Source organism: Stenotrophomonas sp. JAI102, assembly GCF_013409105.1.
In the GTDB taxonomy this organism is placed as follows: domain Bacteria; phylum Pseudomonadota; class Gammaproteobacteria; order Xanthomonadales; family Xanthomonadaceae; genus Stenotrophomonas; species Stenotrophomonas maltophilia_AA.
This window is the reverse complement of sequence record NZ_JACCCI010000002.1, coordinates 855347-869533: the sequence shown is the minus strand read 5'-3', so window position 1 is coordinate 869533 and position 14187 is coordinate 855347. Positions and strand designations below refer to the sequence as shown.

Below are 14187 nucleotides of genomic sequence, written 5' to 3'. Positions count from 1 at the left end.
CGGCCCGCCTCCACCCGGTAGCTCACGACCGTTGGTCGTGAGCGCAGGTTGGGTCGTGAGCCGGTAGTGCCGGCCGCTGGCCGGCTCCGCAGCACACCCATTCCATCCGGTAGTTCACGACCGTTGGTCGTGAGCCGTTAAAGCAGCCGGCCAGCGGCCGGCACTACACCCGTTCGACGTGCTACCGCCTGAGCGTCAGGTCCGCTCAGCAGGCTGCTTCTGCAGCGACAACAGCGCCAGCAACCCGGCCAGCGCCACATACGCGCCCGCGAACTGCCAGCTGATGATCTTCGGCAGGCCTTCCAGCTGCCACGGCAGGTAAATCCCACCGCGCGGGTCCACCGAATGGATCAGGCCGAACAGCGTCAGCGCGGCAGCCACCAGCAGGAACCCGGACGCACGCAGCAGTTTCCCGTCGATCATCGCCACTACCGCCGCGATCCACAGCATCGAAGTGATGATGAAGCCATTACCCAGGGTGAAGATCACCGCCAGCTCGGGCAGGCCGTGCCCATCCAGCGTGGTGGTCAAAGCCACCAGCTGCTCCGGCGCGATCCAGCCCGGCGCCTTGATCGCCAGCAGGTAAGCCACCGAGGGCAGGAAGCCCAGCACCATCGCCCCGGCATGCTCGCGCGGCGTGGCCTGGAAGGCCTGGGTGGTGATGTCGATCGCCACGTACACGATGATCGGCGCCAGCACCGCCAGCGGCAGCCACTGCACCAGCCCGGAGATCACCCCCAGCATGCCGCCGATGCCGACGAACAGGCCGGTCAGCAGCGTGTAGCCGCTGCGCGCGCCCATGTGCTTGTAGGCCGGCTGGCCGATGTACGGCGTGGTCTGCGCGACACCGCCGCAGAAGCCGGCCACCAGCGTGGCGATCGCTTCCACCAGCAGGATGTCGCGGGTGCGGTAATCGTCACCGGCAGCGCGCGCGCTCTCGGAGACGTTGATGCCGCCCACCACCATCAGCAGGCCGAACGGCAGCAGCAGCGGCAGGTAGGTGATCGCGGTCGGCAGGCCGTCGATGAAGCCCAGCGTCGGCCACGGCAGCACCACCTGTGGCGGCACCCACTCCGGCACCTTGAAGCCCGGTGCGCCCAGCCCGGCAAGCCCGAGGCCGTAGTACAGAATCGTGCCGAACACGAACGCGACCAGCACGCCGGGCGCACGGATCGGCAGCGTCCGCTTGGCGATCAGCACGTACAGCAGCAGGCCCAGCGTAACGAAGCCGACGATCGGCGAGCGCAGCGTTTCCAGCAGCGGCAGGAAGCCCATCAGCACGATCGCGATGCCGGCGATGGAGCCCAGCAGCGAGGCCCGCGGCAGAGCGCGGGTGACCGCTTCGCCGAAGAACGAGAGGATCACCTTGAGCACGCCCATGATCACCAGCGAGGCCATGCCCAGCTGCCAGGTCGCGATGGCGGCATCGTGCGGGGCCAGCCCCTGCCCCTTGAAGGCGAGGAAAGCCGGGCCGAGCACCAGCAGCGCCATGCCGATGCTGGTCGGGGCATCCAGGCCCAGCGGCATCGCGGTGACATCATCGCGGCCGGTGCGGGCGGCCAGGCGTCGTGCCATCCAGGTGTAGAGCACGTTGCCGACCAGCACGCCGAAGGCGGTACCCGGGAACATCCGGCCAAACACCACATCCGCGGGGAACTGGAAAATACCTACCAGTGCCATCGCGATGAAGCCGAGGATCGACAGGTTGTCGACCACCAGGCCGAAGAAACCGTTGAGATCGCCGGCAACGAACCAGCGGGGGCGTCCGGAGCGGACGGGAGCAGTGGCGGACATGCGCGGGGCGGCCGTGGGGAGGGGGTAGCCGATGGTAGGGCCTCACCGCCGCCAGTAACAGGCGCATGGATGGAACGCCGGGAAACGTCCGCGGGAGGGACGCGTCACCGCGCGGTAGTGCCGGCCGCTGGCCGGCTCCCGTCATCGCCTGGAGCATCCTGAGGTTGCCGGCCAGCGGCCGGCACTACCGGAACCCGTGCGGATCAGGGCTTGTTGAGGAAGTTGTTGGCCAGCAGGTCCCGCACATCCCCGACGCGCCCGCTGAGCAGCGCCTTGGCCGCATACAGCGCGGTGCCGGCCACCTGCTTGGCTTCCACCTGCGGCGGCATCACCAGCTCGGTCGGGCTGGTGTGCACGTCCAGCAGCGCCGGGCCGGGATGGGCCAGGATGTCCTGCACCGCCTGCTCCAGGTCCTCCGAGCGGGTCACGGTGCGCCCGTAGAAACCGATCACCTCGGCCAGGCGGCCGAAATCGGGGTTCTGCAGGTCGGTGTAGTTGTCCAGCAGGCCTTCGACCTTCTGCTCTAGCTCGACGAAGTTCAGCGAGCTGTTGTTGTAGACCACCACCTTGATCGGCAGATTCTCCTGCACCGCGGTGAGCAGGTCGCCGAGCAGCATCGCCAGGCCACCATCGCCAGAGAGCGAAATCACCTGACGGCCGGGATATGCCTTCTGCAGGCCCAGCGCCTGGGGCATCGCATTGGCCATCGTGCCGTGCAGCAGGCTGGTCAGGGTGCGGCGGCGCCCATTGACGCGGATATGGCGCAGGATCCACACCATCGGCGAGCCGCCGTCGGCGGTGAACAGCGCATCGTCGGCAGCGTGGCGGTCGATCAGCGCGGTCAGATGCTGGGGGTGGATCAGCTCGCCCTCGCCCGGCTGCTCTTCCTTGGCCCGTGTGGCCAACGCCTTATCGCGATGCTCCATGCACTCGTCCAGGAAGCTGCGGTCCTCGCGCTCCGGCAGCAACGGCAGCAGCGCCTCCAGGGTCGGGCCGATGTCGCCCACCACGCCCAGGTTCACGGGATGGCGGCGGCCAAGATGGCTGCCATCGCGATCCACCTGGATCAGCGTGGCCTTGTCCGGGTAGTACTGGCCCCAGGCGAAGTCCGCGCCGAGCAGCAGCAGCGTGTCGCAGGCCATCAGTGTGTGGTAGCCGGACTCGATGCCGAAGATGCCGGTCATGCCCATGTTGTACGGGTTGTCGTACTCGACGAAATCCTTCGCCCGCGAGGTATGCGCGATCGGCGCCTTGAGCTTGGCACCCAGCGCGACCAGCGCGTCATGGGCATGCTCGCAGCCGGCGCCGGCGTAGATGCCGATGCGTTTGCCCTCACCGATCAGCGCGGCGATGCGCTGGAGTTCATCGTCCGAAGGACGCAGCACCGGCTGGGTGTAGTGCACCGAGAACGGCGGATCGTGCTTGACCTCGGCTTCGCTGATGTCGGCCGGCAGAATCACCACCGCCACCCCACGACGGCTGATCGCCGCCTGGCAGGCCAGGGTCACCACGCGGCGCGCCTGCTCCGGGCTGTGCACCTGCTCGCAGAACACGCTGCAGCTGCCGTACACCGCCTTGAAATCGACTTCCTGCGGGAACTCCATCCCCAGCTCGGCGGTGACCACCTGGCTGGCGATCAATACCATCGGCGCGCGGTTGCGGTTGGTTTCGAACACGCCGTTGATGAAGTGCAGGCCACCCGGACCGCACGAGCCGGCGCAGGCGGTGAGCCGCCCGCTGATCAACGACTCGGCACCGGCGGCAAACGCGGCCACTTCCTCGTGCCGCATGTGCACCCATTCGATATCGCTGCGATGGAGGGCATCGGTGACATGGTTGAGGGTGTCGCCGACGATGCCGTAACAGTGACGGACACCGGCGGCCTGCAGGGTTTCAACCACGATCTCTGCAACGCGCTTGCTCATGACATGCTTCCACGACGAGGGGGAAGCGTCAGCCTAGTACCGCGCAAGTGACACTCATGTGGGTTTACGCGATCACGGCTGCGTGTTCACCCAGCCCAGCACCGCGCCGCGCGTGGGATTGTCATAGCGCACCTGCACCCAGCCATCGCGCTCATCCAGCAGTTCCACGCGGTCGTCCCGCACCAGATACCGCTTGGTCGTGGCATCACCCGGGCGGCTGTACAAGGGCAGCCGCGCCGCCATCACACGGCCGGAAACGGGTGCCAGCGGCGCGCCGGCGGGTGGTGTCTCCAGGCCATCGCCGATGGCGGTCTCCAGCACCTTGCCGGCCGGATCGAAGGTGCTCCAGACCGCCAGCGGACCGCTGTCGGCGGTCTGCTTGATGAACACGTAAGGCTCAAGCACATCGTCGAGCATCAACAGACGCTCGGCGCGGTACAGGTACAGGCGCGCACCGTCGTAACGATACTGGTCCACATACCACATCGGGCCACCGCGGCAGCTGCTGCTCAGGGTGCGGGTCGCTGCATCCACGGTCAGGCCCATCAGGCCACCGCATTGCGCGCCTTCGGTCGAGACCGGCTCCAACGCCGCCAGCTGCTTCGTGTCCGTGTCGTAGCGATAGACCGCCACCGCCTCATTGACCATGCCCACCGAGGCGCGCGCGACCAGCTCCGGGCGGCCATCGAAGTCGACATCCTCGGCCGACAGGCGCGCAGTGCCGTCCGCATCGGCCGCACCCGGCAGCACCTGGCGCGTGCCCGACGGCGTGAGCAGCACGGCGATGCTGCCGCCCTCCTGCACCTCGGCCTGCGCCTGCACGCCCGGCGCAACCTCCCATCGCAGCGGGGCCGGGTCGGCATCCTGCGCGTGCGCGCACGTCACCGCCAGGCCCATCACCACGGCGGCCAGCATCGCATCCCTGGGTTTCATGATCGCTCCGTGAGGCGCCACCGCGGCGCCCGGGATCAGAACGATACTTCAACCGCCTGCTGCGCCCACAGCACCGACTGGTGCCCGGTCGCCTGCTTCCATGCCAGGCGGATCGCTTCGATGTCGGCGCGGCGCTGCGGGGTGTTTTCGTGCAGGACCACCAGCACCTTGGTGCGCAGGCGGTTCGGTTCGGGGGCGCCGCGGAACAGCCACTGGCCGTAGGCATCGAACACGGTCAGGCCGTCCGGGAAGCGCGGCGTGACCTCCTTGTCGAGGAAGGCGCGCCACTGCGTGTCGCTGATGCCCTCGGTCTGCGGGCGGTCGGCCACGCCGGTTTCCTCGCCCACGCCGAAGTACAGCTCGCTGCGGACCCAGCCGGCGGCCGCGTCCGGGCGCGCGGCGTCGCCCTGCAGGGTGGCCGTGGCGGTGGTGGGCGGGGTCGGCTTGGCGGCCGGGGCGGCGGTGGCACAGCCGCTGGTGGCCAGGACCAGGGCAAACAGAATGGCGCGGAACGACATGGACAACTCTCCGGAAACACAGGGACAGGCGAGGGAAGGAGCGTGCCGGACTTCCGGGTCCGGTGCAGATCGCCAACGGCTATCTGCTGATAACCACCCCGATGGGACTTGCATCACACAGGGACATCACGCGAAGATAATATATCGCTTCATCCGGATGGATTGGTAGTGCCGGCCATGGGTCGGCAGCGCCCGCTCCCTCCTCCCCCCTCCCCTCCCCCCTCGTCGTCCTGCTGGAGTCCGCATGTCCCGTCCGTCCGCGTCGCGCCTTGGCCTTGCCATCGCGCTCGTCCTCTCCTCCCCCCTGCTGCCCCAGGACGTACTTGCGCAGGACGCGCCGACCACCGCCCAAACGCTGGACACCGTGATCGTCACCGGCACCCGCGCCATCGACCGGACCGTGCTGGAATCCACCTCACCGGTGGACGTGCTGACCGCCGAGGACATCCGCAAGGCCGGCGTGGTCAATGGTGAACTGGGCAGCGCGCTGCAGGCGCTGCTGCCCTCGTTCAACTTCCCGCGCCAGTCCAACTCCGGTGGCGCCGACCATATCCGCGCCGCCCAGCTGCGTGGGCTCTCGCCCGACCAGGTGCTGGTGCTGGTCAACGGCAAGCGCCGCCACAGCAGCGCACTGGTCAACACCGACAGCAAGATCGGCAAGGGCACCACCCCGGTCGACTTCAACGCGATCCCGGTCAGCGCGATCAAGCGCATCGAGGTGCTGCGCGACGGCGCCGGCGCGCTGTACGGCTCCGATGCGGTCGCCGGGGTGATCAACGTGATCCTCGATGACGCCCCGGAAGGCGGCGCGTTCGAAGCCAGCTTCGGCGCCAACCACACCGACCTCAAGCCGATCGACCGCACCATCACCGATGGCCAGACCAGCTATGCCAGCGCCAAGGTCGGCACCGCGCTGGGCGACGAAGGCGGCTTCCTGCGCGTCGGCCTGGAGCTGAAGAACCACGAGGGCACCAACCGCGCCGGCTTCGACCAGATTCCGCCGTGGGACCAGAGCGAGACCAACCTGGCCCTGCAGGGCAAGCGCAACTATGTGCTCGGCGACGGCAAGACCCGGGATCTCAACGCCTGGTACAACGCGCAGCTGCCGTTCGGCGAGACCTCCACGTTCTACAGCTTCGCCACCTTCAACCAGCGCGACAGCGAAGGCGCGAACTACTTCCGCTACCCGGACAGCGACGCCAACTGGGCCGAGGTCTACCCGAACGGCTACCGCCCGATCTCCGAAGGCGAGAACCGCGATGTGCAGGCCGTGGCCGGCGCGAAGGGCCAGTGGGGCGAGTGGAACTACGACGCCAGCCTGGATTACGGCGTCAACACGTTCACCTACCGCCTGCGCAACTCGCTCAACGCCTCGCTGGGCCCGACCAGCCCGACCCGCTTCAAGACCGGCGACTACCGCAATGAGCTGACGGTCGCCAATGTCGATCTGGGCCGCGTGTTCGCGCAGGGCGACAGCATCACCCACAGCCTGGGCCTGGGCCTGGAAGCGCGTCGCGATCATTACGAAACCCGGCCGGGTGACCCGGGCAGCTATGCCGCCGGCCCGTTCACGGACCGCCCGACCGGCTCGCAAGCCGGTGGCGGCCTGACCCCGCAGGATGCGACCTCGCTGTCGCGGGATGTCGCCAGCGCCTATGCCAGCCTCTCCAGCCAGTTCGGCGAGCATTTCTCCAGCGATCTGGCCGCGCGCTACGAGCACAGCGACGACTTCGGTGGCGAGCTCACCGGCAAGCTGGGCCTGCGTTACGAGTTCACCCCGGCGTTCGCGCTGCGTGGCGCGATCTCCAACAACTTCCGCGCGCCGTCGCTGGCGCAGATCGGCTACGAGTCGACCTCCACCGGTTACAACGCCGCTGGCCAGCTGGTCCAGGGCCGCGTGCTGTCGGTCAACAATCCCATCGCCCGCGGCCTCGGCGCCACCGACCTGAAGCCGGAGAAGTCGCTCAACACCAGCCTGGGCTTCACCAGCCGCATCGGCGACCACTTCGACGTCTCGCTGGATTTCTTCCAGATCGACATCGACGACCGCATCGCGCTGTCGGAAAGCATCACCGGCGATGCGCTGACCGATTACGTGCAGCAGCAGTTCGGCGTGGCCGGCCTGCAGAGCGCCAGCTTCTTCGTCAACGCCGCCGATACCCGCACCCGGGGCGCCGAACTGGTGAGCAACTGGCGGCAGTCGCTGGGCAATGGCGAACTGGTGCTGACCGGCACCTACGCCTATACCAAGACCACCCTGAAGAACGTGCTCGCCACGCCGCCGGGTCTGTTGGCGCTGGATCCGGACTACGTGCTGTTCGGCGTGGAAGAGACGAATACGCTGACCGACGCCACCCCGCGCACCCGCGCTGCGCTGGCCGCCAGCTGGGCCAATGACCGCTGGTCGCTGAGCAGCCGTCTCAGTCGCTATGGCAGCGTGACCCGTGTGTTCAACTTCGGTGATGGCTACATCCCACGCCAGACCTTCGGCGCGGAATGGCAGCTGGATGCCGAGGTCGACTACAAGATCACGCCGCAGTGGAGCGTGGCACTGGGCGGACAGAACCTGACCGACAACTACTCGGATCTGTCCAACGATGACATCTACTACTTCGGCAACCTGCCGTACGACGTGCTGTCACCGATCGGCAGCAATGGTGCGTACTACTACGGTCGCGTCCGCTACACCTTCTGACCGACGGTGCCGGCCGCTGGCCGGCACCGCTGCATGAATGTGGTTGCCATGACCTGGCAATCACATCCACGCTGGCATGTTGGTCACCATGGCCAACGACTTCCCCCAACGTCCGCCGCCGCCGCTGCTGGACGATGCCTGTGCGCTGTTCCTGGATGTGGATGGCACCCTTATCGAATTCGCGGACGACCCCGAGTCGGTCGCGCTGCTGCCCGATGTGCGTGAAGCGATCGGGCGGATCAGCGATCGGCTGGATGGCGCGGTCGCGCTGATCAGCGGGCGGCCGCTCGCCCAGCTCGACACACTCTTCGCGCCCCTGAGCCTGCCCGCTGCCGGCCTGCACGGCCACGAGCTGCGCAACCATGAGCAGCGCGCGCAGAGCAGTGATCCCTCCGCCGATACCAGCGAGTGGCTGCATGCCCTGCACCAGCAGGCGATGCGCTTCGCGCATGGCTATCCCGGCGTGCTGGTGGAGGACAAGGGCCGCAGCCTGGCCCTGCACTGGCGCGGCGCCCCGCATGCCGCCAACGATGTGCGCGCGTTCGCCGAACGGCATATCCGCGGGCATGCCGGCTACAAGCTGCAGCCCGGCGACCATGTCATCGAATTCCTGCCCGAAGGCAGCGACAAAGGGCGCGCGATGCGGCAGCTGATGCTGCAGCCGCCGTTCCGCGATCGCATGCCGGTCTTCGTCGGCGATGACCTCACCGATGAATTCGGCTTTGCCGCGGCCAACGACCTGCATGGCTGGAGCGTGCTGGTCGGTGCGCGCGAGCCCAGCGATGCGGTGTTCGCGCTGCCGACGATACGCAGCGTGCACGCCTGGCTTCGCGAGAATGCCTACTGATGCCTTGATCCCAAGGCCCCCTGACGCCGCGCGCAGGTCTCCCCCACCGGTGTGCCGCCGCGGCATGACACGAGACTTCCTGCATCATGAGCGAACCCGATCTGAATCTGGGCGTGGTCGGCAATGGCAGCTTCGGCGCGCTGATCGACAAGCACGCGCGCGTCGTCTGGAGCTGCCTGCCGACCTTCGATGGCGACCCGACCTTCTGCGCCCTGCTCGGCCCCAACCAACAGGAAGGCGGTGACTTCGGCATCGAGCTGGAGGACATGGTCGACAGCGAACAGAGCTACCTGACCAACACTGCCATCCTGCGCACCGTGCTGCGTGACAAGCATGGCGGTGCGCTTGAGATCATCGATTTCGCGCCGCGCTGGCGCGAGAACGACCGCTTCTACCGGCCGGTCAGCCTGATCCGCCAGGTGCGCCCGCTGTCCGGCAACCCGCGCATCATCGTGCGTGCCCGCCCGCTGGCCGACTGGGGTGCCCGCGTGCCCGAGGCCACCTGGGGCAGCAACCACATCCGCTGGGTCCTGCCCGACCACGTGCTGCGCCTGACCACCGATGTGCCGCTGCGCTTCGTCCGCGACGGCCTGCCGTTCGTGCTCAACCATCCCGTGCACCTGGTGCTCGGCGTGGATGAATCGCTCAACCGCTCGCTCAGCGGTTACGTGCAGGAATCCTTCCAGCGCACGCGCGACTACTGGCGCGAATGGGTGCGCTATCTGTCGATCCCGCTGGAATGGCAGGACGCGGTGATCCGCAGCGCGATCACGCTGAAGCTGTGCCAGTACGAGGACAGCGGCGCGATCATCGCCGCGATGACCACCTCGATCCCGGAAGCGCCCGGCAGCATCCGCAACTGGGATTACCGCTACTGCTGGCTGCGCGACGCCGCCTTCGTGGTGCGTACGCTCAACCGCCTCGGCGCGACCCGCACGATGGAGCAGTTCCTGGGCTACATCTTCAACCTGGCCACCGCCGATGGCAGCCTGCAGCCGCTGTACGGCATCAGCTTCGAAGCCAAGCTGGAAGAGAGCGAAGTGCCCTCGCTGTCAGGCTACCGCGGCATGGGCCCGGTGCGCCGCGGCAACCTGGCCTGGGTGCAGCGCCAACATGATGTCTATGGCAGCGTGGTGCTTGCCTCCACCCAGCTGTTCTTCGACCGCCGCCTGCAGGACCCGGGTGATGCACACACCTTCGCGCGGCTGGAACCGCTCGGCGAGCAGGCCTTCACCCTGCACGACGTGCCGGATGCCGGGCTGTGGGAATTTCGCGGCCGCACCGAAGTGCATACCTACACCAGCGCGATGTGCTGGGCCGCCTGCGACCGCCTGTGCAAGATCGCCGTGCGGCTGAAGCTGGACGACCGCGCCACTTACTGGCGCGAGCGCGCCGACATCATCCATGCGCGCATCATGCGCGAGTCGTGGAGCGAAGAACTCGGCCACTTCACCGATACCTTCGGCGGCCATCGCCTGGATGCGTCGTTGCTGCTGCTGGCCGATATCGGCTTCATCGAGGCCACCGACGCCCGTTTCGTGGCCACGGTCGACGCGATCGGCCGCGATCTCAAGCACGGCAACGCGCTGTACCGCTACGTGGCGCCGGATGACTTCGGCGAGCCGGAAACCAGCTTCACCATCTGCACTTTCTGGTACATCGATGCACTCGCCGCGATCGGCCGCCTGGACGAAGCGCGCGAGATGTTCGAGATGCTGCTGGAGCGCCGCAACCATCTGGGCCTGCTCTCCGAGGATCTCGCGTTCGACAACGGCGAGGCCTGGGGCAACTTCCCGCAGACCTATTCGCACGTGGGCCTGATCACCGCCGCGATGCGCCTGTCGCGCAGCTGGCAGGAGGCGTCATGAGCCGCCTGGTCGTCGTCTCCAACCGGGTGGCCGTTCCCGGTGAATCGCGCGCCGGCGGCCTCGCGGTCGGGCTGCTGGCCGCGCTCAAGGAGCGCGGTGGCCTGTGGTTCGGCTGGAGCGGCAAGTCGGTGCGCGACAACAGCGGCGCCCTGCACGAGCAGGTCGACGGGGACATCCGCTACGTCACCATGGACCTCAACAAGCGCGACGTCGACGGCTACTACAACGGCTTCGCCAACCGCACATTGTGGCCGCTGCTGCACTTCCGGCTGGACCTGGTCGACTACGACCGCGCCACCCGCGAGACCTATCGCCGCGTCAACGCGCTGTTCGCCGAGAAGCTCGCGCCGCTGCTGCGCGAGGACGACATCGTCTGGATCCATGATTACCACCTGATCCCGCTGGCCTCGCTGCTGCGCGAGCGTGGCATCGGCTGCCGGATCGGCTTCTTCCTGCACGTGCCGATGCCCTCGGCCGATCTGCTGCAGGCGATGCCGGACCATCTGCGGCTGTTCTCCAGCCTCTACGCCTACGATCTGGTCGGCTTCCAGACCCAGCGCGATGCGGACCGCTTCCAGTCCTATGTGCGCCTGTTCGGTGGCGGCCGTGTGCTGCCCGACGGCGAACTGGAAGCGCCCGGCGGCCGCCGTTTCCGCGCCGCTGCCTTCCCGATCGGCATCGATACCGAGTTCATCGCGCGCCAGGCCAAGGCCGGTGCGAACAAGCCCGCAGTCAAGGACCTGCGCGGCAGCCTGCGCAATCGCCAGCTGGCGATCGGCGTGGACCGCCTCGACTATTCCAAGGGGCTGCCCGAACGCTTCCAGGGATTCGAGCGCTATCTGGAACGCCACCCGGACCAGCACGGCTCGCTGACCTACCTGCAGATCGCACCGGTCTCGCGCGGCGATGTCACCGAATACCGGCAGCTGCGCGGCCAGCTGGAGCAGATCGCCGGGCACATCAACGGCGGGCATGCCGCGCCGGACTGGACCCCGCTGCGCTACGTCAACCAGAACTTCACCCATGCCACCCTGACCGGCTTCTACCGGGCCGCGGCGGTCGGCCTGGTGACGCCGCTGCGCGATGGCATGAACCTCGTCGCCAAGGAATACGTGGCCTCGCAGGACCCGGAGAACCCGGGCGTGCTGGTGCTGTCCTTGCTGGCCGGTGCGGCCGATGAACTCAAGCAGGCGCTGCTGGTCAATCCGCATGACCTGGATGGTGTCGCGGATGCGATCGCCACTGCGGCGACGATGCCGTTGAAGAAGCGCGTGGAGCGCTGGCAGGCGATGATGGACCACCTGCGCACCTACGACATCAATCATTGGCGGCAGACGTATCTGCAGGCGCTGGAAGGGTGATGCCGGCCAGCGGCCGGCAGCGCGTCCACCCGTCAGTCCAGGAACCGCGCCGCCTGCTCCGCTGTCGGCAGGAAACACGTGTCATGCCGACCGAACCACCGATACCGGTTGCGGGCCAGCGCCCGATACGCGGGGTCTCGCAACCTGCGGGGCATCCAGCGCAGCACACCCAGCAGACGCCATGCGCCGCCCAGCCCCGTCAGCACGCGGATGATCGCATCGGTGTCCGTCCACGCACGGCCTGCGTCGAGCAGGAGGAACGACGTCGGGTCCTCAGGATCCAGCCCGTGTGCCTGCAGCAGAGCCCGTCCCTGCGCGCCCTGCATCGCCGCGAAGCGGTAGCGGCCCCGCGTGTCGAAGCGGAGCAGGAACCGCACCCAGCGGCTGCACAGGGCGCACACGCCGTCGAAGACGATGACCGGTTCGGCTGGTCCAGCCACCGTCTGTACCGCAGTCAGGGCGCGATCCACGCCAGGGTCGCCATGCGCCCGGTGCGGCGGTCACGCCGATGCGAATAGAACCGCTGCGGATCGGCCAGGGTGCAGTACTGACCGCCGCTGATGCAGGCCGGGTCCAGCCCGGCCGACTGCAGCCGCCGGCGGGCCAACGCATACAGATCCACCTTCCAGTGCCCCGGCCGGGTCGCCACGAAGGCCTTTGCGGCCCCCTCGTCGCGCTCGACGAAGGCCTCGAACACGTCCTCGCCGATCTCATACAGGGCCGGACCGGCCGCGGGCCCCAGCCAGGCCTGCAGCTGCGCGGCCGGGGTCTGCATGGCGGCCACGGTGGCCTCCAGCATGCCGTCGGCCAGCCCACGCCACCCGGCATGGGCGGCGCCGATCTCACCGCCATTGCGCGCGGCGAAAACCACCGGCAGGCAGTCGGCGGTGAGGATCGCCAGCACCACGCCCGCGACCGAGGTCACGGCGGCATCGGCGGTGGGTTCCGCCTCCACGCCGGTGGCCGTCGGCGGGGCGCTGAAGCGACGCACGCCGGTGCCATGCACCTGGCGCAGCCAGTGCGGCGCCGAGGGCAGGCCCAGCCCGGGCACGAGCAGGTCGCGGTTGCGCTGCACCTGTGCCGGGTCGTCGCCGTCGGCGGCGTACCGGTTGCCCATGTTGAACTGGTCGAACGGCGCCACCGAACCGCCTGCGCCGAAGCGCAGGGTGGTCAGCGCATGGACCCCGATCGGGGCCTGCCAGTCGGCTGGCAGCACGGGCACGGGGGCGTCCATCAGCGGCGGTTGCGTTCCTGCTCGGCGAAGCGCTTGCTGTCTTCGCGCAGGGCGTGCAGCAGGGCCTGCATGTCGGCCGGCGGCGGCGCACTGTTGGTGATCTTTTCCCCGGTGATCGGGTGCACGAACTCCAGCGTTTCAGCGTGCAGCGCCTGGCGCTTGAAGCCGCGCAGTTCGGCCACCAGCTCGTCGCTGGCACCCTTCGGCAGCTTCAGCGCGCCGCCATACAGCTGATCGCCGATGATCGGGTGGCGCAGGTGCGCCATGTGCACGCGGATCTGGTGGGTACGGCCGGTTTCCAGGCGGCACTCCAGCGCCGTGTGCGCACGGAAACGCTCGCGCAGGCGGTAATGGGTGATCGCTTCCTTGCCGTCTTCACGCACGGCCATGCGGATGCGGTCGCGCGGGTGACGGTCGATGCCGGCGGTGGCGGTGCCACCGGAGACCAGCGCGCCGACCACGACGGCCAGGTACTGGCGGTGCACTTCACGCGCGGAGAGCTGCTCGACCAGCGCGGTCTGCGCCTGGATGGTGCGGGCGATGACCATCACGCCACTGGTGTCCTTGTCCAGGCGGTGCACGATGCCGGCGCGCGGCAGCACCGACAGCGAGGGGTCGCGGAACAGCAGCGCATTCACCAGCGTGCCGGTCGGGTTGCCCGCGCCGGGGTGGACCACCAGGCCGACCGGCTTGTTGATCACGAACACGTGCTCGTCCTCGTACAGGACCTCCAGCGGGATGTCCTCCGGCTCGGCATGGGTCTGGGTGTCGAGCACGACATGCAGGCTGGCCACCTCGCCGCCGCGCACCGGGTCGCGGCCGCGCACGGTGTCGCCGTCCAGCAGGACGTCCCCGGACTTGATCCACTCGGTCAGCTTGGACCGGGAGAATTCGGGGAACAGCTCGGCCAGGACGGCGTCGAAACGCCGGCCGGCGGCGGTATCGGGCACGATGGCCTGGCGGGGGGAATCGGAATCAGCAGGGGTATCGGACATGGGGGCACACCGCAATA

At 68.2% G+C, this 14187-nt stretch carries 11 protein-coding genes; 4 read left to right on the top strand and 7 right to left on the bottom strand.

Annotation, left to right across the window (positions count from 1 at the left end; translation table 11 throughout):
• Positions 1-195 precede the first annotated feature (195 nt).
• The 4 genes from HDC96_RS12470 to HDC96_RS12455 all read right to left on the bottom strand — a co-directional run bounded on the left by HDC96_RS12470 (position 196) and on the right by HDC96_RS12455 (position 5170).
• The gene (locus HDC96_RS12470; RefSeq protein ID WP_179460244.1) at positions 196-1794 is read right to left on the bottom strand and encodes a hypothetical protein; all 1599 of its coding nucleotides are present in this window, start codon (positions 1792-1794) and stop codon (positions 196-198) included.
• A 203-nt stretch (positions 1795-1997) separates the two neighbouring features.
• Positions 1998-3719 carry a thiamine pyrophosphate-dependent enzyme gene (locus tag HDC96_RS12465; RefSeq protein WP_179460243.1) on the bottom strand — a complete coding sequence of 574 codons (1722 nt, stop codon included), beginning with the start codon at positions 3717-3719 and terminating at the stop codon, positions 1998-2000.
• A 72-nt stretch (positions 3720-3791) separates the two neighbouring features.
• Positions 3792-4652, bottom strand: coding sequence for an SH3 domain-containing protein (locus HDC96_RS12460; RefSeq protein WP_179460242.1), 861 nt, complete (start codon positions 4650-4652; stop codon positions 3792-3794).
• 35 nt (positions 4653-4687) lie between these two features.
• On the bottom strand, positions 4688-5170 hold the full coding sequence (locus HDC96_RS12455) for a DUF3574 domain-containing protein (protein WP_179460241.1): 483 nt from the start codon (positions 5168-5170) through the stop codon (positions 4688-4690).
• Between the two features lie 244 nt (positions 5171-5414).
• Here HDC96_RS12455 and HDC96_RS12450 point away from each other — a divergent pair, with 244 nt between their 5' ends.
• From HDC96_RS12450 to otsA, 4 genes are all read left to right on the top strand, one after another.
• Positions 5415-7865: a TonB-dependent receptor gene (locus HDC96_RS12450; RefSeq protein ID WP_179460240.1), complete on the top strand. Its 2451-nt coding sequence runs from the start codon at positions 5415-5417 to the stop codon at positions 7863-7865.
• Positions 7866-7953: 88 nt separating this feature from the next.
• The gene (otsB, locus tag HDC96_RS12445) at positions 7954-8712 is read left to right on the top strand and encodes a trehalose-phosphatase (protein ID WP_179460239.1); all 759 of its coding nucleotides are present in this window, start codon (positions 7954-7956) and stop codon (positions 8710-8712) included.
• A gap of 86 nt (positions 8713-8798) precedes the next feature.
• On the top strand, positions 8799-10580 hold the full coding sequence (locus HDC96_RS12440; protein WP_179460238.1) for a glycoside hydrolase family 15 protein: 1782 nt from the start codon (positions 8799-8801) through the stop codon (positions 10578-10580).
• Positions 10577-11941: an alpha,alpha-trehalose-phosphate synthase (UDP-forming) gene (gene otsA, locus HDC96_RS12435; protein WP_176988389.1), complete on the top strand. Its 1365-nt coding sequence runs from the start codon at positions 10577-10579 to the stop codon at positions 11939-11941. The genes HDC96_RS12440 and otsA overlap by 4 nt, the downstream gene beginning before the upstream one ends.
• Positions 11942-11973: 32 nt before the next feature.
• Here otsA and HDC96_RS12430 read toward each other — a convergent pair whose 3' ends face one another.
• Genes HDC96_RS12430 through rluD form a run of 3 tightly spaced genes read right to left on the bottom strand, consistent with a single transcriptional unit; the run spans position 11974 to position 14170 of the window.
• Positions 11974-12399: a thiol-disulfide oxidoreductase DCC family protein gene (locus HDC96_RS12430; protein ID WP_179460408.1), complete on the bottom strand. Its 426-nt coding sequence runs from the start codon at positions 12397-12399 to the stop codon at positions 11974-11976.
• On the bottom strand, positions 12396-13175 hold the full coding sequence (gene pgeF, locus HDC96_RS12425; RefSeq protein ID WP_179460237.1) for a peptidoglycan editing factor PgeF: 780 nt from the start codon (positions 13173-13175) through the stop codon (positions 12396-12398). Before pgeF ends, HDC96_RS12430 begins: the two co-directional genes overlap by 4 nt.
• Positions 13175-14170 carry a 23S rRNA pseudouridine(1911/1915/1917) synthase RluD gene (rluD, locus tag HDC96_RS12420; protein WP_019183947.1) on the bottom strand — a complete coding sequence of 332 codons (996 nt, stop codon included), beginning with the start codon at positions 14168-14170 and terminating at the stop codon, positions 13175-13177. The genes pgeF and rluD overlap by 1 nt, the downstream gene beginning before the upstream one ends.
• Positions 14171-14187: the final 17 nt, after the last annotated feature.